This is a genomic window from Mesorhizobium sp. CNPSo 4670 (genome assembly GCF_057784235.1).
This window is the reverse complement of record NZ_JBWJFQ010000025.1, coordinates 63,861-80,648: the sequence shown is the minus strand read 5'-3', so window position 1 is coordinate 80,648 and position 16,788 is coordinate 63,861. Positions and strand designations below refer to the sequence as shown.

The following is a 16,788-nucleotide window of genomic DNA, read 5'->3' as shown; positions in this document are numbered from 1 at the left end:
CCGTTGCAGCTCCGAACCCCTGTTTGATAACTCAATTTCACGCCAAGGTTGCCTGACTGTCAACAAAAAGTTGTGACTTTTTTTGGGTATTTTGCCCGAAAACACAGGCAATTCCTTTAAAATCGCTCGGATTAGCTTAGAATCGGGCAAAAGGGCTAAGTCCGGGACACCCAAATGGTTCATTCAAAACGACACGGCGAGATCCTGCGGTTGCTGCAAGAAGAGGGGACCGTCACCATCGCCAGCCTGGCCGACCGCCTGGGCGTTTCACTCGAGACCGTGCGCCGTGACGTCAAGCCACTCACCGGCGACGGCTCCGTCCTCAAGATGCATGGCGCCATCGGCCTGCCGTCAATGATCGGCGAAGCGCCATTCGAACGGCGCATGCGCGAGAATGCAGATGCCAAGCGGATCATTGCCCGCATGGTGGCCGCCACCATCCGCGACGGCGAATCGATCATGCTCGACACCGGCACGACAACCTCGTTCCTGGCCCGTGAGCTGCTCGGCCACCGGCGCCTGACGGTCGTGACCAACTCGTCGGACATCGCCCGCACGCTGGCCACCGTCAACGGCAACAAGGTCTACATGGCCGGCGGCGAATTGCGCAGCGATTCAGGCGCTGCCTTCGGGGCCTCGGCTATCGACTTCGTCAGCCGTTTCTCGGTCAGCCATGCCATCATCTCCACCGGCGCAGTCGATGCGGTGATGGGCGTCATGGACTACGATCTGGAGGAGGCCGAGTTCGCCCGCATGGTGCTGTCGCGCGGCCAGCGTTCGCTCGTCGTCACCGATCACACCAAGTTCGGCCGCCTGGGCCTGGTCCAAGTCTGCGGCCTCGACGGCTTTTCCGAACTCGCCACCGACCGGTCGCCCTCGCGCGACATTGCCGCCGCCCTCTCGCAAGCCGGCGCTCGGCTCAGCATAGCCGGCGAGGAAAGCGGCATCTGATCCAACCAACGCGTACCGGCGGTTGGGCTGTCGGCACTTCCCACCATTGCCTTCAGCGTGTTTAGTCCGGCCATGGCCTTCACCATCCGCCAGTTGCAGTTTTTCATCGCCGTCGCCGAACAAGGCACGGTGTCGGGTGCCGCGCAGAACCTCTCGATCTCTCAATCCTCGGTCACCGAAGCGATCAAGGAACTCGAAAGCGATCTCGGGGTCGAACTGTTCGAACGCCATCCGCGCGGCCTGAACATCACCCACAAGGGCCATCAGTTCCTGCGCCACGCGACGAAAATCCTTGCCGACGTTTCGGATGCACGCCGCTCGTTCTCCGGCGAACAGGCAGCCGCGGGCGGCCGGCTGCAACTCGGCGTCACCTCGATGGTCGCCGGCTACGTGCTGTCGGACCTTCTTGCCCGCTACCGCCGCGCCTATCCCGGCGTCGAGGTCTCGGCCATCGAGGACAATGGCGACTATCTCGAACATCTCTTGATCGGCGGCAAGCTCGACATCGCCGTCATGGTCACCTCCAACCTGCGCGACCGCACGGCACTGCAGTCGGAAATCCTCGAGGTCTCGGCCTATCGCCTCTGGCTGCCGCTCGGCCACCCGCTCGCCGGCGCCGACATCATCAGCATTGGCGACATCGCCTTCGAGCCGCTGATCATGCTGACCGTCGACGAGATCGAGGAGAACACCGGCAAGCTGCTGACGGCGATCGGCGCCAAGCCGCATGTCGCCTTCCGCACCCGTTCGGTGGAAGCCGTGCGCAGTCTCGTTGCCACCGGCGCCGGCGTGGCGCTGCTGCCCGACCTCGTCTACCGGCCTTGGTCGCTGGAAGGCGACCGCATCGAATCGCGCGATATTTCCGGCTCCTTGCCGGTGGTCCAGGTCGGCATGGTGTGGCGCCGCGGGTCCGGCCTGCCGCAGGCGGCACGCGATTTTATAGGCCTCGCCCAGTCGCAGCGCACTGTCCGCCGCTAGTGGCCTACTCCAGCCTGACGTCTCCAGTCTCGCGCTTGCGCCTTGTTGCGGAAACCGCCTCCGCCTTGAACGACCCGATCGGAGCAACCTCGAAGCGGCCAGCGCCGGCAAGCCTGACGGCGCGGCGGAACGTCGGACACTCCATCGGCCGGGCGGCCGGACATCGGGCGGCGTGACGCAAAGCCTCTCGGATCGCGGTCAGGCGCTGGATGGTGCGGTCCAGTTCGTCCGCCTTGGCATCCAGGCGCCCTCGATCCATTTTCGGCAGGCCGTCGGGCCTCAGCATCGCGGAAATCTCGTCCAGTGCGAATCCACCGGCGCGTCCAAGCGAGATCAAGGCGAGCCGTTCCAGGACGACCGGGTCGAACAAGCCGCGCAGGCCGCGACGGCCGATTGAGGCGATGAGGCCCTTCTCCTCATAGTAGCGAAGCGTCGAGGCGGGCACGCCGGTGCGGCGCGACACTTCGGCAATGTCCATATCTTTCATGCTTGACCTCAAGTCGGCTTGAACTCGTAAAGTGCTCGCGACGATCAGTGAGAGCAACAGAAAAGCGAGGTCCGTTATGCCGCAATCCGCGCAGCCAAACACACGGCAAGCCGCGCTCTGGAACGACGCCAGCGGAAAGGCCTGGGTTGAGATGCAACCGATCCTCGACCAGGTAATGGCGCCGTTCGAGCGGCTGGTAGTCGATGCCGGCTATCCCGGGGAAGGGGGCAATGTCCTGGACATCGGCTGCGGCGCCGGCGCCACGACTCTGGCGATGGCGCGCCGCGTGGGCAACGACGGACGTTGTGTTGGGCTCGACATCTCGCAGCCGCTTGTCGCCTTGGCGACGAAACGCAAGGGGGCAGAAGAGGTAGCAAACGCAAGTTTTGAAGTGGGCGATGCCCAGACGTATGCGTTCGAAGTCGGGAACTTCGACGCTGTTGTCTCGCGTTTTGGTGTCATGTTCTTCGATGATCCCGTGGCTGCGTTCGCCAACATAAGACAGGCCGCAAACCGCAGTGGCAAACTCGCCTTTGTTGCTTGGCGCAGTCCGGCCGAGAATGATTTCATGACGACCGCCGCGCGAGCGGCTGCGCCTTTCCTGCCGCCCGCACCTGCGCCGGACCCCGATGCGCCGGGGCAGTTTGCCTTTGCCAACGCCGCGAAGGTGAAGCGTATTCTTGAAGCGAGCGGCTGGTCGTCAATCGAAGTCGAACAGGTGGATGTCCAGTGTCAGATCGCCGAAGATGATCTGATAACGTTTGTCACCCGACTAGGGCCGGTCGGCGCCGCGCTACGTGAGGTTGACCGGGCAACGGCCGAAAAAATCACCGCGGTGTTGCCTGCTGCGTTCGCGCCTTTCGTGGAGGACGGTGAGGCTCGCTTCAACGCCGCCTGCTGGCTGGTGACGGCGTTGGCTTGAAGGGGCATCGATCTATCGGAAAAACCGATATCGCCTTTCTGATAAATGAATTTGCGAAACCGGAATTTTCAAAGCACTTTGGGTCTAGGGACCAAAGTCGCCACCAGAGCGACATCAAGTCCAACGCACGAACTGACAGTTTTTCAGTCCGCGCGTGACCCCTAGCGAAGACCGAAACCGGCTTTCGGGGTCAGGCGCCAAAATGGGAGATCGATGATGAATTCATTCCTGAAGTCATGCACTGCTTTGACGGTCGCGCTGACCTTCTCCGGTCAAGCCGTCGCCCAGGTCAAGGAACTTGGCAAGGGCGAAGGTCAGGTCAACATCGTTGCCTGGCCGGGCTACATCGAACGCGGCGAAACCGACAAGGGTTATGACTGGGTGACCTCCTTCGAGAAGGAGACCGGCTGCAAGGTCAACGTCAAGACCGCCAACACCTCCGACGAGATGGTCTCGCTGATGAACGAGGGCGGCTTTGATCTCGTCACCGCTTCAGGCGATGCGTCGCTGCGCCTCGTTGCCGGCAAGCGCGTGCAGCCAATCAACACCGATCTCATCCCGAGCTGGAAGACTGTCGACGAACGCCTCAAGGATGCCCCTTGGTTCACCGTCGGCGGCGTCCACTACGGCGTTCCCTACCAGTGGGGTCCGAACGTCCTGATGTACAACACCGACGTGTTCAAGGAAGCGCCCAAGAGCTGGAACATCGTCTTCGAGGAAATGAAGCTGCCGGACGGCAAGTCCAACAAAGGCCGCGTCCAGGCCTATGACGGGCCGATCCATATCGCCGATGCCGCCAACTATCTGATGTTCCACAAGCCGGAACTCGGCATCAAGGATCCCTACGAGCTGAACGAGGACCAGTACAAGGCAGCGCTCGAATTGCTGCGCGTCCAGCGTACGCTGGTCGGCCGCTACTGGCATGACGCCGCCATCCAGGTCGACGATTTCCAGAACGAAGGCGTCGTTGCTTCCGGCTCGTGGCCGTATCAGGTCAATGCGCTGGTCGCCGCCAAGAAACCGGTCGCTTCGACCGTGCCGGAAGAAGGCGTCACCGGCTGGGCCGACACCACCATGATGGAGGCCGACTCCGCCAATCCGAACTGCGCTTATATGTGGATGGAACATTCCTTGTCGCCGAAAGTGCAGGGCGATGTCTCGGCCTGGTTCGGTTCGCTGCCGGTCGTGCCCGCCGCCTGCAAGGGCAACGAGCTGTTGACCGACGAAGGCTGCAAGACCAACGGCTACGACAATTTCGACAAGATCAAGTTCTGGAAGACGCCGGTGTCGAAATGCGCCACCGAGAACGACCAGTGCGTGCCCTATTACCGCTGGGTGTCGGACTATATCGGCGTCATCGGCGGGAGGTGATTTCGCCTCTTTGCTGAGCTCGGCGCTGCCCCTCACCCTTACCCTCTCCCCGTGAAGAACGGGGAGAGGGGGGTCGCCAGCGTTGGAGCGCTTTCTTCTCCCCGTCACTATGCGGGGAGGAGGTGCCGGCAGGCGGATGAGGGGCAGTGCAGCCGCTTGATTTTGATGAGCCTGACAGATCAGGACAACCCATGACCACCGCCGTTTCCTTCCAGAAAGCCTCGCGCCATTTCGGCAGCATTCGCGCCGTCGACGCGGTCGATCTCGATATCGCACCGGGCGAGTTCTTCGCCATGCTCGGGCCGTCCGGTTCCGGCAAGACCACGTGCCTGCGCCTCATCGCCGGCTTCGAGCAGCCAACCTCGGGCTCGATCTCGATCTTCGGCGAACGCGCCGAGGGCGTGCCGCCCTATCGCCGCAACGTCAACACCGTGTTCCAGGACTACGCGCTGTTCCCGCATCTGAGCGTGCTCGACAATGTTGCCTATGGCCTCATGGTCAAGGGCATCGGCAAGGCTGAACGGCACAAGGCGGCTGAAGAGGCGCTGTCGCTGGTGCGGCTGCCCGGCTATGGCGCCCGCCGTCCCGGCCAGCTTTCCGGCGGCCAGCGCCAGCGCGTCGCGCTCGCCCGTGCGCTGGTCAACCAGCCCAAGGTGCTGCTGCTCGACGAGCCGCTCGGCGCCCTCGACCTCAAACTGCGCGAGAACATGCAGGAGGAGTTGAAGTCGCTGCAGAAAGTGCTCGGCATCACCTTCGTCTTCGTCACCCACGACCAGGGCGAGGCGCTGTCGATGGCCGACCGCGTCGCCGTCTTCAATGACGGCAAGATCATGCAGATCGGCACGCCGGAGGATATCTACCAGCGGCCGAAGACCCGCTTTGTCGCCGATTTCGTCGGTTCCTCCAACGTGCTGCCGCCCGATTTCGTCCAGCGCTATTGCGGCCAGCATCGCTGGGGAAGTCTACGGCCTGAATCCATTCGCGTCGGCCGCACGGCCAAGGGGGCGGCAAGTGGCGAAGGCGTTTCCGCTCGCCTCGTCTCGACCAACTATCTCGGCGCCACGACAAAACTCGCGCTCGATGCCGACGGATTGAAGCTGCACGCCATCGTGCCGGCCGGCAACGCCCTGCCTGTGGAAGGCGAGGCGGTCGTGCTCACCTTCAACCGCGAGCACCTGCATCTGATGGACGAGCCGGTATGAGCCTCGACGCCGCCATCCCGCGCGCCACGGCGCCCGCCATCCTGCCGGGCAGCGGTGGCTTGCGCGGCGCGCTATCGGATCTTTTCTGGCGCAGACCCAAGGTTCTGCTGCTCCTCATGCTGCTGCCGCCGGTTCTGTGGCTCGGCATCGTCTATATAGGCTCGCTGTTCGCGCTGCTGGCGCAGAGCTTCTTCTCCATCGACGAGTTTTCCGGCCTCATCAACCGCCAGTTCACTCTGAAGACGTATGGCGACCTGTTCCAGGCGGCCAATCTCGACATCATCCTGCGCACGGTGACGATGGCGGCGCTGGTCACGCTGGCCTCGGCGATCATCGCCTTTCCGATCGCCTACTACGCGGCGCGCTATGCCCGTGGCCGCTGGAAGGCGCTGTTCTATCTCGGCATCATGCTGCCGCTGTGGTCGAGCTACCTGGTCAAGATCTACGCCTGGAAGCTGATCCTCGCAAAGGAAGGCATCCTCACCTGGCTGTTCGGCAAGCTGCATCTGCAATGGCTGATTGACGCCTGGCTGTCGCTGCCGGTCGTCGGCGGCAATTCGCTGTCGGTGTCGTTCACCGGCACCTTCATCGTCTTCGTCTATGTCTGGCTGCCGTTCATGATCCTGCCGGTGCAGGCGGCGCTCGAGCGCGTGCCGGGCAATCTGGTCGAGGCTTCGTCCGATTTGGGAGCCTCGCCGGGACAGACCTTCCGCAATGTGCTGTTCCCGCTGGCCCTGCCGGGCATCGTCGCCGGATCGATCTTCACCTTCTCGCTGACGCTCGGCGATTACATCATCCCGCAGATCATCGGCACCTCGCGCCTGTTCATCGGCCAGGCGGTCTATTCCCAGCAAGGCACCGCCGGCAACATCCCGCTCGCCGCCGCCTTCACCGTCGTGCCGATCGTCATCATGGGCTTCTACCTTTGGGGCGCCAAGCGCATGGGGGCCTTCGATGCGCTCTGATGGTTCTCAGTCGGCTCCGCTCAGCCTGAAGATCGCGGCCGCCTGCGGGCTGCTGTTCCTGCATCTGCCGATCCTGCTGATCTTCGTCTATGCCTTCACGACGGAGGAGAAGAGTTTTGTCTGGCCGCCGCCCGGTCTGACCACGCAGTGGTTCGCCGTCACCTGGAACCGGCCCGATGTCTGGCAGGCACTGTCGCTGTCGGTCAGGGTTGCCGCGATCTCGACGGCGATCGCGCTGATCCTCGGCACGCTCTGTTCGGCGGCAGTGTCGCGGACCAAATTCTTCGGCCGTGAAACCATCTCTCTGCTGGTCATCCTGCCGATCGCGCTGCCCGGCATCATCACCGGCATCGCGCTGCGCTCGGCCTTTTCGCTGGCCGACATTCCGTTCTCGTTCTGGACGATCGTGCTCGGCCACGCCACCTTCTGCGTCGTCGTCGTCTACAACAATGCCGTGGCCCGTTTCCGCCGCACCTCGGGTTCGATGATCGAGGCGTCAATGGATCTCGGTGCCGACGGTTTCCAGACCTTCCGCCATGTTGTGCTGCCCAACATCGCCACCGCGCTGCTCGCCGGTGGCATGCTGGCCTTCGCTCTGTCCTTCGATGAGGTCATCGTCACCACCTTCACCGCCGGCCAGCAGCAGACACTGCCGATCTGGATGCTGGAAGAGCTGATCCGACCGCGCCAGCGCCCGGTCACCAATGTCGTCGCGATGGTCGTCGTGCTGGTGACGCTGCTGCCGATCCTCGCCGCCTATTACCTGACCCGCGATGGCGACCAGATCGCCGGTTCGGGCAAGTAAATCCACGAATTCGTAAGGGAGAGACGTCCATGGACACCCAGATGCTGATCGGCTCGAAATTCGAGAAGGGCACCGAAACCGAGGAGCCGATCCTCAATCCAAAGACCGGGGCGACTATCCTCAACCTTCCCGAAGCCAGCCAGGCGCAGATCGAGGCGGCGGTCACGGCCGCGGAACAAACGTTCGTCTTGTGGTCACGCACCACGCCGGCGCAGCGCTCCGGCTATCTCCTGAAGATCGCCGATCGCATCGAGGCCGAGGCACAAGGGTTCGCGACGCTCGAGGCGCTCAACTGCGGCAAGCCGATCAACGCCGTGCTCAATGACGAGATCCCTGCGATCGTCGATTGCTACCGCTTCTTTGCCGGCGCCGTGCGCTCGATGCCAGGCGTAGTCGCCGGCGAATATCTGCCCGGCCATACCTCGATGGTACGCCGCGACGCCATCGGCATCGTCGCCTCGATCGCGCCGTGGAACTATCCGCTGATGATGATGGCCTGGAAGCTGGCGCCGGCGATCGCCGGCGGCAACACCGTGGTGTTCAAGCCGTCGGAGCAGACGCCACTGACGGCACTGAAGCTGGCAAGAATCCTTGCCGAAATCCTGCCGGAAGGCGTCGTCAATGTCGTGCTCGGCCGCGGCGAGAGCGTCGGCAACACGCTGATCAATCACCCCAAGGTCAACATGATCTCGATCACCGGCGATGTCGCCACCGGCAAGAAGGTGCTGCAGGCGGCCGCCAAGTCGGTCAAGCGCACGCATCTCGAACTCGGCGGCAAGGCGCCGGTCATCGTTTTCGATGACGCCGACCTCGGCGCGGTGGTCAACGGCCTGCGTGCCTTCGGCTACTACAATGCTGGTCAGGACTGCACCGCCGCATGCCGCATCTATGCCGGCAAGAAGATCTACGACAAGCTCGTCGCCGATCTGTCCTCGGCTGTCTCGACCATCAAGTACAATCGCCCCGACGACACCGAAAACGAGATCGGGCCGCTGATCTCGCGCCGCCAGCGCGACCGTGTCTCGAGCTTCGTCGAGCGCGCCTCGGAACTGAAGCACATCGAGATCACCACCGGCGGCAAGCCGGGCGAGGGCTCGGGCTTCTACTACCAGCCGACCGTCGTTGCCGGCGCGCTGCAGGAAGACGAGATCGTGCGCCGTGAGGTATTCGGCCCGGTCGTCTCCGTCACCCGTTTTTCCGAGGTCGACGAGGCGGTAAACTGGGCCAATGACAGTGACTATGGCCTGGCGTCATCCGTGTGGACCAAGGATGTCTCGCGCGCCATGGCGACCGCTGCCCGGCTGCAATATGGCTGCACCTGGATCAACACCCACTTCATGCTGACCAACGAGATGCCGCATGGCGGGTTGAAGCAATCCGGCTACGGCAAGGACATGTCGCTCTATGCGCTGGAAGACTACACCGCCGTGCGTCATGTGATGGTGGCTCACGGCTAGCGCGCTGAAGGAAGCCATCAACAAGGGAGGAAAGAACCATGCATCGCCGCCAATTTCTGACATCCGCAGCTGTCGCCGCCGCGCTCTTCGTCGCGGCGCCGTCTTTTGCCGCCGACACCGCGCAATCGGTGGTCGAAGCCTATGTCGCCGCCTGGAACGCCCATGACGCGGCCAAGGCGGCCGGCTACTTCGCCGACGACGTCACCTACTACGACGCTTCTGTCGGCAAACCGATCAAGGGCAAGGAAGCCGCCAAGACCGGCGTCATCGACAATTTCCTGAAAGCAGTCCCCGACGCGGTGTGGACGATGAAGGGCGCGCCCGTCGTAGAGGGCGACCGTGTCTCGTTCGAATGGGAGTTTTCCGGCACCAATACCGGCGCCTGGGCCGACGGCACCGCCGCCACAGGCAAGAAATTCTCCTTCACCGGCGCCTCGATGTTCTCGATCAAGGACGGCAAAGTCGCCACCCAAAGCGACTATTACGATGCGCTCGGCTTCTACAAGCAGCTTGGTCTGATGTAGCAGCGACGTCTGCTCCCCTTCTCCCCGTTGCCGGGGAGAAGGGCGTCGGCCACTACTCCACAATGCGATAGATATTCCACAGGCTGGTGCCCGATACGACATAGGGCTCCAACTCCTTGCCCCATTTGGCGTGGGCGTCGATCTTGCCGATCTTGGCGAAGAACGCCTCCAGCTGGGCCAGGCTTTCGACCTTGTGATGGGATTCGATCGTCGCCTCCCGCGCGCCGATCGATCCGGTCATGATCTGGAATTCCAGGTCGGCGAGGCCGACCTGCGAGCCGATCTCGCGTTCCCATTTCTTCATCAGTTCGAGCACGGTCTGCTTGTGCCCGAACTTGGCGTCGATCTGCCATCTGGCGCTGAACATGGACGCCTCACTCGTCCCAGGCCTGCACGACAGTCTGCCGTGCGATCCGCCCGTTCTTCATCTCCAGCATCGCTGCCGCGAACACTTTCGTGCCGTCCGGATAGGTGCAGGCCTGGGTGAAGGCGAGGCTGTCGCCATCGGCGATCGTGGTATCGACTTTGTGGGTCATCGCCCGGCTGCAGATGTCGTCCCAGAACGTGCTGATCGCTGCGCGCCCGCGGATCTCGCGCGGCTTGCTCGGCGGGTTGTTGCGGTCGATCACCCGCACCAGCGCGTCGTCGGCATAGAAGCTCGACAGCATCTTTCCATCACGGCCTTCGATCGCCTTCTTGATCGCCGTGCCGTCTACTGTCTGTGTCTTGGTCAGCATTTTATTATCCTCCTTATGCCCGTCTTCGCGATCGGGCGGTCGATGATCATGATGCTGCCGGGCGCTCATCGCCCTGCAGGATTTCTTTCACTGCGACTTGGCCTTGACGGCTGCGAACACGTCGTCGGTCTGCTTCTTGAAGGTCGCGAGGTCGACCTGGCTGCCATTGAGCATCGTCGACCAGTGGCGCACGATCGCGGCCATCGCCACCGCCTCCTTGATCTCCTCGTCGTTGGCGCCGTTGAGCTTGGCCGCCTCCGTATGGAAATAGATGCAGTATTGGCATGGGATCTGCGCTGCGACGGCGAGCCCCAACAGTTCCTTGGTCTTGCCGTCGAGCGCGGTCTTCGGGTTGAGCTGCACGCCCTTGATCTCGGCCCAGGCGCCGGCGACGGCCACATCCGGCAAGGTCTTGAACATGTCCGGCACCGAGCCGAGCGTCGCCTGGATGTCCTTGTAGGCAGCCGTCGCAGACGCGTCCTCGGCCTTTGCAGGAGCGATAGCGAACAACGCTCCAACACCTGCCGCAATCACCAGCGATCCGAGTGTCCGGTTTGACTTCAGCATTTGATCCTCCCTTGGCGGGCCTTTCCCGGCAACATCCGCCTGGCCCGTATGGAGAGAATTGATAGCGCCTGCAGGCCTCGTGCCGCTTCGCCCGAAAGCGCCATGGCTCCTATGGCCCGTCCGGGCCAGTGTGCCTGGCGGAAAATGCAGCTGCCGCGGCCCGCGAGGGCAGGTCGAGCTTGAGCAGTATGTTGGCGACGTGGCGCTTGACCGTGTGCTCGCTCAGCCTGAGCTCGGCGGCAATCGCGGCATTGCTCTTGCCGTCGGCAATCAGGCTCACAACCTCGCTCTCGCGCGCCGTCAGCGAAGCCGGCTCCGTCGCCCTGGCCTTGGGACGGCAGGCCGGTTCCAGATGCTGTTCGGACATCGCCAGCACGAGCGCCAGCGGCTCGTCCAGTTCGTCGATGCTGATGCGGCCGGCATCGGCGAAATGGAGCCCTGAGCCGGCCGCCAGCTCCGCGACCAGCCGCGATGCCAGGATGTCGCCGCGCCCGGCATGAGCAGCGAGTTGCATCGTGACGCGACCTGTCAGCCCTTCCGGCGATCCGCGCAACTCGATCTCGCCGACATGGGCCCCCTGCGCGCTCGCGACGCCGATTTCCTGCGCTGCGTCGCGCAACGCCGCCGCGCATCGCAAGGCCCGCCCCGGTCCGTCGAAACGTGAAATCATCACTTCGCCATGCGTATCCACGCAGCGCCCGCCATGGCGTCCGACAAGGGTTCGCCATGTTTCCTGGAAGCGCTGGCTGCGTTCGCTCCACATGCGGTCGCCGAGCCGCGCCGTGTCATGGATACGTGTCACCAAAAGCGCCGCAAGCACGCGCTCCGCTTCCGCCACGGCGCGTGCGCCGGTCAGGAATTCCTCGATCAGATCAGCCACACGATCGACATCGCCGGTCCAGATCGGATGGTCGCGCCCGGGGATTTCCGCCAGTCGCGCATTCGGGATGGTCTTGGCCAGGAAGCGGCTGGCGTCAGGATCGACCCGCACATCGTTGCGGCGATGGATCAGCAGCGTTGGCGCGCTGATTGCCGCCAGCACGCCGCGCACGTCGATCCCGGCGTTCATGCGCGCCAGTGCCGCCGCTGCGGTCGGGCTTGCCGACAAACGCTCGAAGCGCGCCCACCATTGCGTGAAATGCGGGTCGTCGACCCGGCCGGGGGCGAAGCTGGGCAAGGTAGCACCCGTGCCCCATGACGTTTCAGCCGTCTCGATGAAGGCCTCGAGGCGTTCCGGCGACATCACCCATTTGTGGAAATGCGCATAGCCGCCATAGAGCGCCAGCGCCCGCGTCCTTTCCGGATAGGTGGCGGCGAACAGCATCGCCATGGGCGCGCCTTCCGAGGCGCCAAGCAGTGCCGCCCGGCCGCTGCCGGTCGCGTCCATCACGGCACGCACATCGTCCATGCGCGTTTCGAGGCTGGGCAGGTGATGCGCGTCGACTCGGTCGGACAGTCCCGTGCCGCGCTTGTCAAACAGGATCAGCCGCGAGAACGCCGAAAGCCGTTTTAGGAGCCGGCTGTAGCCTTCGTCTTCCCAGTGCAGGTCGAGATTGGAAATGAAGCCGGGCACGAAGACGAGATCGAACGATCCCTGCCCGACCACCTGATAGGCGATCCGCACATCGCCGCTACGGGCATATCGGGTCTCGATCGGCCTCACGAGGTTCCGCCCCCGGCCTGACGACTTCTGGTCCTCAAACCATAGCAGAACAGCCTGATCGCGGCAGTTCAAACTTTAGCGATGGAAGAAATAGGGCGCGGTGCCTCGGCGTTATTTTTGCGAAGCGGCGACGTCGGCCGGGGAGGCCTCGAGCCCGAGTCGAAGGTCGGCCTCAGCCGGCGTGATCGGTCGCCTGATCTTGGCCGAGGCGGCGACCACCAACTCGTTGAAATTCTCGGTGCCGCCATCCAGCAAATCGAACAACTGCCGCCGCATCCTCGGCTCCCAGAACTTGTTGATATGCTCGGCGACGCCGGCAATGCCTTCCTCGCGCGGCTTGGAATGGAAAAAATCGGCGATCTGGTTTGCCATGCGCACCAGCTTCTCGCTGGTGCTCATGATGTGTTCTTCGTCATGCGACATGCTTGGCAACTCCGCAAACCACCCGGTCGGGGTGGGTGAAAATGTCGAAATCATCGCCGCGAACCAGCGCAACGAGGGTCATCCCGGCGGCCTCCGCAGTGCGGATGGCGAGCGCGGTCGGCGCCGAAACGGCGACGATGATTGCGGCGCCGATAGCCGCCGTCTTCTGCACCATTTCGACCGAAACGCGCGATGTCACCACCACAGCGCCCGTCGAGCCATCGATGCCGGCTTTCGCCAACGCACCTGCGAGTTTGTCGAGCGCATTGTGGCGGCCGACATCCTCGCGCACCATGACGATGCCCTTGCCCGGCACATAGAAGCCGGCGGCGTGCACGGCTCCGGTTTCGGTGTGCAGTGGCTGCACTTTCGACAATAGCTTGACCGAGCGGACGATATCGTCGGCATCAAATGTAAGCGTCGACGAACCGACCGCGTCGACCGAACGCATCGCTTCTTCGATCGATTCGATGCCGCACAATCCGCAACCAACCGGGCCGGCCAGTCGTCTGCGCCGCGCTTCGAAACGCGTATTGGCGCTGTCCTTCAACCGGATCTGGATATCTATGCCGGCGCCATGATCCTCGACCTCGATGGCTTCGATCTCGTCAGGCTTGGCGATGATGCCTTCGGTCAGCGAGAAGCCAAGCGCGAAATCCTCGAAATCGGCCGGGCTTGCCATCATCACCGCATGGGTGGTGCCGGCAAACGAGAACGCCACCGGCGTCTCTTCCGGCACCATCCGGTTGGCAGCCGTCGTCCCGCTCGCGCGACGCGCCAGCCGCGAGACCTGCGTCGTGGCTTTGCGGCGCTCGCTCAAGACTACTCCGCCGCTTGCAGCGAGGCGATGCGCCGGCTCTGCTTGGCCTGTTCGTCATAGTCGCGCTGCCATTCCGACGGGCCGTTGGAGGCGCCGACCTGCACCGCCGTCACCTTGTATTCCGGGCAGTTGGTCGCCCAGTCGGAAAAGTCGGTGGTGATGACGTTGGCCTGCGTGTCCGGATGGTGGAAGGTCGTGTAGACCACGCCGGGCGACACCCGGTCGGTGATCAGCGCGCGCAACGTGGTCTCGCCCGAGCGGCTTGTCAGCCGGACCCAGTCGCCGTCGCGCAATCCGCGATTCTCCGCATCGTGCGGGTGGATCTCCAGCCGGTCCTCGCTGTGCCACATGATGTTGTCGGTGCGCCTGGTCTGCGCGCCGACATTGTACTGCGACAGGATGCGGCCGGTGGTCAGCAGCAGCGGGAAGCGCGGGCCGGTCCTTTCGTCCGTTGCCACATATTCGGTGCGGATGAACTTGCCCTTGCCGCGCACGAAACCATCGATATGCATGATCGGGGTGCCGAGCGGTGCCTTCTCGTTGCAGGGCCATTGCACGGATCCGACACGGTCGAGCAACTCGAAGGAGACGCCGGCGAAACTCGGCGTCGTCTGGGCGATCTCGTCCATGATCTCGGAGGGATGCTGGTAGTTCCAATCCAGCCCGATCGCCCGGGCAAGCTCCTGCGTCGCTTCCCAATCGGCGTAGCGCGCCTTCGGCTCCAGAACCTTGCGCACCATGTTGATGCGACGCTCGGCATTGGTGAAGGTGCCGTCCTTCTCGAGGAAGGTCGAGCCCGGCAGGAAGACATGCGCGTAGTTCGCCGTCTCGTTGAGGAAGAGGTCATGCACGACGACACATTCCATGGCAGCCAGACCGGCGGCGACATGCTTGGTGTCGGGATCGGACTGCAGAATGTCTTCGCCCTGGATGTAGATGCCCTTGAAGCTGCCGTCGACGGCGGCGTCCAGCATGTTGGGGATGCGCAGGCCGGGTTCGTCGTCCAGCTTCACGCCCCACAGGCTTTCATAGATGTCGCGCACGGCTTCGCCGGAGATATGACGGTAGCCCGGCAGCTCGTGTGGGAACGAGCCCATGTCGCAGGAGCCCTGCACATTGTTCTGGCCACGCAGCGGGTTCACGCCGACGCCCGGCCGGCCGATATTGCCGGTGGCCATGGCGAGGTTGGCGATCGCCATCACCGTGGTTGAGCCCTGGCTGTGTTCCGTCACCCCGAGGCCGTAATAGATCGCGCCGTTGCCCCCAGTAGCATAGAGACGCGCCGCGCCGCGGATCAGCTCCGGATCGACGCCGGACAGTTTGCCGACGGTTTCAGGGCTGTTTTCCGGCAAGGCGACGAACGATGCCCAATCCTGGAACTCCGCCCAGTCGCAACGTTCGCGAATGAAGGCCTCGTTGAAAAGACCCTCGGTGACGATCACATGCGCCAGCGCCGTCAGCACCGCCACATTGGTGCCGGGCTTCAGCGGCAGGTGATAATCCGCTTCAACATGTGTCGACTTGACCATCTCGGTGCGACGGGGATCGAGCACGATCAGCTTGGCGCCCTGACGCAGCCGCTTCTTCAGCCGCGAGGCGAACACCGGGTGGGCCGAAACGGGATTGGCACCGATAATGACGGCAACGTCTGTGTAGTCGACGGAGTCGAAATCCTGCGTGCCGGCCGAGGTGCCATAGGTCTGGCCGAGCCCGTAGCCCGTCGGCGAGTGACAGACGCGCGCGCAGGTGTCGACATTGTTGTTGCGGAAGCCCTGCCGCACCATCTTCTGGACGAGGTAGGTTTCCTCGTTGGTGCAGCGCGACGAGGTGATGCCGCCAATCGCGGTGCGGCCGTACTGATACTGGATACGGCGGAATTCTTTGGCCGTGTGGGAAATAGCCTCTTCCCAAGTCACCTCGCGCCAGGGGTCGGTGATCTTTTCGCGGATCATCGGCGACAAGATGCGGTCCTTGTGGGTGGCGTAGCCATAGGCGAAACGGCCCTTGACGCAGGAATGACCGTGGTTCGCCTTGCCCTCCTTGTAGGGCATCATGCGAATGACCTCGTCATCCTTCGCTTCGGCCTTGAACGAGCAGCCAACGCCGCAATAGGCGCAGGTGGTGACGACCGAGCGCTCCGGCAGGCCTTTTGCAAGGATTGTTTTTTCGCGCAGCGCATCGGTCGGACAGGCCTGCACGCAGGCGCCGCAGGACACGCATTCCGAATCGATGAACGCCTCGTGCATTCCCGCCGAAACCCTGGATTCGAAACCACGTCCTTCGATAGTCAGTGCGAAGGTGCCCTGCACCTCTTCGCAGGCCCTCACGCAGCGCGAGCAGACGATGCATTGCGTAGGATCATAGGTGAAATAGGGGTTGGATTCGTCGCGTGCGATGTAATCGACCGTCAGCGAGCCATGGCCGGGCGCCACGCCGTTTTCCTGCTTGACGTGGTTGCGGCCCTCGATGCCGTAGCGGTTCTCGGTCAAGCCGATCGACTTCGCCACCGTGTCGAACTCGCTGGCGCCGGTTCCGGCCGTCTCGTTCCAGCCGGTCGGATGGTCGGAGACGTAAAGCTCCATGACGCCGCGGCGAATGGCATCAAGCCGCCCGGACTGCGTATGCACCACCATGCCTTCGCCGACAGGTGTCGTACAGGATGCTGGCGTGCCGCCGCGCCCTTCGATCTCGACAAGGCAGACACGACATGAACCGAAAGAGTCCAGCATGTCGGTGGCGCAAAGCTTCGGGATCTCGACCCCGCCTTCCATCGCGGCACGCATGATCGAGGTGCCTTCCGGCACGGTGATGCTGCGGCCGTCGACGCTCAGCGTGACCTGCTTCTGCGCCTTCGATTGCGGGGTTCCGTAGTCGATCTCTTCGACGAGTGATGGGAAGTCGGCCTTGATGTTCATC

Annotated in this window: 17 protein-coding genes; 9 read left to right on the top strand and 8 right to left on the bottom strand. The window is 63.3% G+C overall.

All coding sequences use genetic code 11. The features are described 5' to 3' along the window. Positions 1-174 precede the first annotated feature (174 nt). A complete protein-coding gene (locus tag AC0ZT5_RS30290) occupies positions 175-951 on the top strand; it encodes a DeoR/GlpR family DNA-binding transcription regulator (protein WP_488499425.1) in 777 nt (258 codons plus the stop codon). Positions 952-1,023: 72 nt separating this feature from the next. Further along, positions 1,024-1,929, top strand: a complete 906-nt coding sequence (locus AC0ZT5_RS30285; RefSeq protein WP_457154613.1) for a LysR family transcriptional regulator — start codon at positions 1,024-1,026, stop codon at positions 1,927-1,929. A 4-nt stretch (positions 1,930-1,933) separates the two neighbouring features. On the opposite strand, the gene AC0ZT5_RS30280 is transcribed toward AC0ZT5_RS30285, so the two are convergent. Continuing rightward, entirely contained in the window at positions 1,934-2,416 is a 483-nt protein-coding gene (locus tag AC0ZT5_RS30280) for a helix-turn-helix domain-containing protein (RefSeq protein ID WP_488499424.1), read from the bottom strand. Between the two features lie 31 nt (positions 2,417-2,447). Between AC0ZT5_RS30280 and AC0ZT5_RS30275 the strand changes: the two genes are divergently transcribed. From AC0ZT5_RS30275 to AC0ZT5_RS30245, 7 genes are all read left to right on the top strand, one after another. Further along, a complete protein-coding gene (locus AC0ZT5_RS30275; RefSeq protein WP_488499423.1) occupies positions 2,448-3,338 on the top strand; it encodes a class I SAM-dependent methyltransferase in 891 nt (296 codons plus the stop codon). Positions 3,339-3,554: 216 nt separating this feature from the next. Then, the gene (locus AC0ZT5_RS30270; RefSeq protein ID WP_488499422.1) at positions 3,555-4,709 is read left to right on the top strand and encodes an ABC transporter substrate-binding protein; all 1,155 of its coding nucleotides are present in this window, start codon (positions 3,555-3,557) and stop codon (positions 4,707-4,709) included. A gap of 191 nt (positions 4,710-4,900) precedes the next feature. Then, positions 4,901-5,911 (top strand): ABC transporter ATP-binding protein, encoded by a 1,011-nt coding sequence (locus AC0ZT5_RS30265; protein WP_488499421.1) that lies wholly within the window; start codon positions 4,901-4,903, stop codon positions 5,909-5,911. Further along, positions 5,908-6,876: an ABC transporter permease gene (locus tag AC0ZT5_RS30260; protein ID WP_457154419.1), complete on the top strand. Its 969-nt coding sequence runs from the start codon at positions 5,908-5,910 to the stop codon at positions 6,874-6,876. The genes AC0ZT5_RS30265 and AC0ZT5_RS30260 overlap by 4 nt, the downstream gene beginning before the upstream one ends. Continuing rightward, the gene (locus tag AC0ZT5_RS30255) at positions 6,866-7,681 is read left to right on the top strand and encodes an ABC transporter permease (RefSeq protein WP_488499420.1); all 816 of its coding nucleotides are present in this window, start codon (positions 6,866-6,868) and stop codon (positions 7,679-7,681) included. Before AC0ZT5_RS30260 ends, AC0ZT5_RS30255 begins: the two co-directional genes overlap by 11 nt. Before the next feature lie 29 nt (positions 7,682-7,710). Then, entirely contained in the window at positions 7,711-9,138 is a 1,428-nt protein-coding gene (locus AC0ZT5_RS30250) for a gamma-aminobutyraldehyde dehydrogenase (RefSeq protein WP_488499419.1), read from the top strand. A 38-nt stretch (positions 9,139-9,176) separates the two neighbouring features. Next, entirely contained in the window at positions 9,177-9,662 is a 486-nt protein-coding gene (locus tag AC0ZT5_RS30245) for an ester cyclase (protein ID WP_477281913.1), read from the top strand. Between the two features lie 52 nt (positions 9,663-9,714). Here the strand turns inward: AC0ZT5_RS30245 and AC0ZT5_RS30240 are convergent, their stop codons facing one another. The 7 genes from AC0ZT5_RS30240 to fdhF all read right to left on the bottom strand — a co-directional run bounded on the left by AC0ZT5_RS30240 (position 9,715) and on the right by fdhF (position 16,787). Further along, on the bottom strand, positions 9,715-10,029 hold the full coding sequence (locus tag AC0ZT5_RS30240; protein ID WP_095082641.1) for a hypothetical protein: 315 nt from the start codon (positions 10,027-10,029) through the stop codon (positions 9,715-9,717). Between the two features lie 7 nt (positions 10,030-10,036). After that, complete coding sequence (locus tag AC0ZT5_RS30235) at positions 10,037-10,399, bottom strand: nuclear transport factor 2 family protein (RefSeq protein WP_488499418.1); 363 nt, start codon at positions 10,397-10,399, stop codon at positions 10,037-10,039. An 87-nt stretch (positions 10,400-10,486) separates the two neighbouring features. Continuing rightward, the gene (locus AC0ZT5_RS30230) at positions 10,487-10,966 is read right to left on the bottom strand and encodes a carboxymuconolactone decarboxylase family protein (protein ID WP_488499417.1); all 480 of its coding nucleotides are present in this window, start codon (positions 10,964-10,966) and stop codon (positions 10,487-10,489) included. Positions 10,967-11,075: 109 nt separating this feature from the next. Then, positions 11,076-12,629, bottom strand: a complete 1,554-nt coding sequence (locus tag AC0ZT5_RS30225) for an alpha/beta fold hydrolase (RefSeq protein WP_477281920.1) — start codon at positions 12,627-12,629, stop codon at positions 11,076-11,078. Between the two features lie 111 nt (positions 12,630-12,740). After that, positions 12,741-13,052: a formate dehydrogenase subunit delta gene (locus tag AC0ZT5_RS30220; RefSeq protein WP_457151683.1), complete on the bottom strand. Its 312-nt coding sequence runs from the start codon at positions 13,050-13,052 to the stop codon at positions 12,741-12,743. Then, positions 13,042-13,872: a formate dehydrogenase accessory sulfurtransferase FdhD gene (gene fdhD / locus AC0ZT5_RS30215; RefSeq protein ID WP_488499416.1), complete on the bottom strand. Its 831-nt coding sequence runs from the start codon at positions 13,870-13,872 to the stop codon at positions 13,042-13,044. The genes AC0ZT5_RS30220 and fdhD overlap by 11 nt, the downstream gene beginning before the upstream one ends. A gap of 2 nt (positions 13,873-13,874) precedes the next feature. Beyond that, positions 13,875-16,787 carry a formate dehydrogenase subunit alpha gene (fdhF, locus tag AC0ZT5_RS30210; RefSeq protein ID WP_488499415.1) on the bottom strand — a complete coding sequence of 971 codons (2,913 nt, stop codon included), beginning with the start codon at positions 16,785-16,787 and terminating at the stop codon, positions 13,875-13,877. Position 16,788: the final 1 nt, after the last annotated feature.

Coding starts and splice junctions, on each gene's coding strand:
- AC0ZT5_RS30220 (WP_457151683.1), bottom strand. CDS start 13,052: ATGTCGCATGACGAAGAACACATCATGAGCACCAGCGAGAAGCTGGTG.
- AC0ZT5_RS30230 (WP_488499417.1), bottom strand. CDS start 10,966: ATGCTGAAGTCAAACCGGACACTCGGATCGCTGGTGATTGCGGCAGGT.
- AC0ZT5_RS30265 (WP_488499421.1), top strand. CDS start 4,901: ATGACCACCGCCGTTTCCTTCCAGAAAGCCTCGCGCCATTTCGGCAGC.
- AC0ZT5_RS30235 (WP_488499418.1), bottom strand. CDS start 10,399: ATGCTGACCAAGACACAGACAGTAGACGGCACGGCGATCAAGAAGGCG.
- AC0ZT5_RS30270 (WP_488499422.1), top strand. CDS start 3,555: ATGAATTCATTCCTGAAGTCATGCACTGCTTTGACGGTCGCGCTGACC.
- AC0ZT5_RS30255 (WP_488499420.1), top strand. CDS start 6,866: ATGCGCTCTGATGGTTCTCAGTCGGCTCCGCTCAGCCTGAAGATCGCG.
- AC0ZT5_RS30250 (WP_488499419.1), top strand. CDS start 7,711: ATGGACACCCAGATGCTGATCGGCTCGAAATTCGAGAAGGGCACCGAA.
- AC0ZT5_RS30280 (WP_488499424.1), bottom strand. CDS start 2,416: ATGAAAGATATGGACATTGCCGAAGTGTCGCGCCGCACCGGCGTGCCC.
- AC0ZT5_RS30245 (WP_477281913.1), top strand. CDS start 9,177: ATGCATCGCCGCCAATTTCTGACATCCGCAGCTGTCGCCGCCGCGCTC.
- AC0ZT5_RS30260 (WP_457154419.1), top strand. CDS start 5,908: ATGAGCCTCGACGCCGCCATCCCGCGCGCCACGGCGCCCGCCATCCTG.
- fdhF (WP_488499415.1), bottom strand. CDS start 16,787: ATGAACATCAAGGCCGACTTCCCATCACTCGTCGAAGAGATCGACTAC.
- AC0ZT5_RS30240 (WP_095082641.1), bottom strand. CDS start 10,029: ATGTTCAGCGCCAGATGGCAGATCGACGCCAAGTTCGGGCACAAGCAG.
- AC0ZT5_RS30290 (WP_488499425.1), top strand. CDS start 175: ATGGTTCATTCAAAACGACACGGCGAGATCCTGCGGTTGCTGCAAGAA.
- AC0ZT5_RS30285 (WP_457154613.1), top strand. CDS start 1,024: ATGGCCTTCACCATCCGCCAGTTGCAGTTTTTCATCGCCGTCGCCGAA.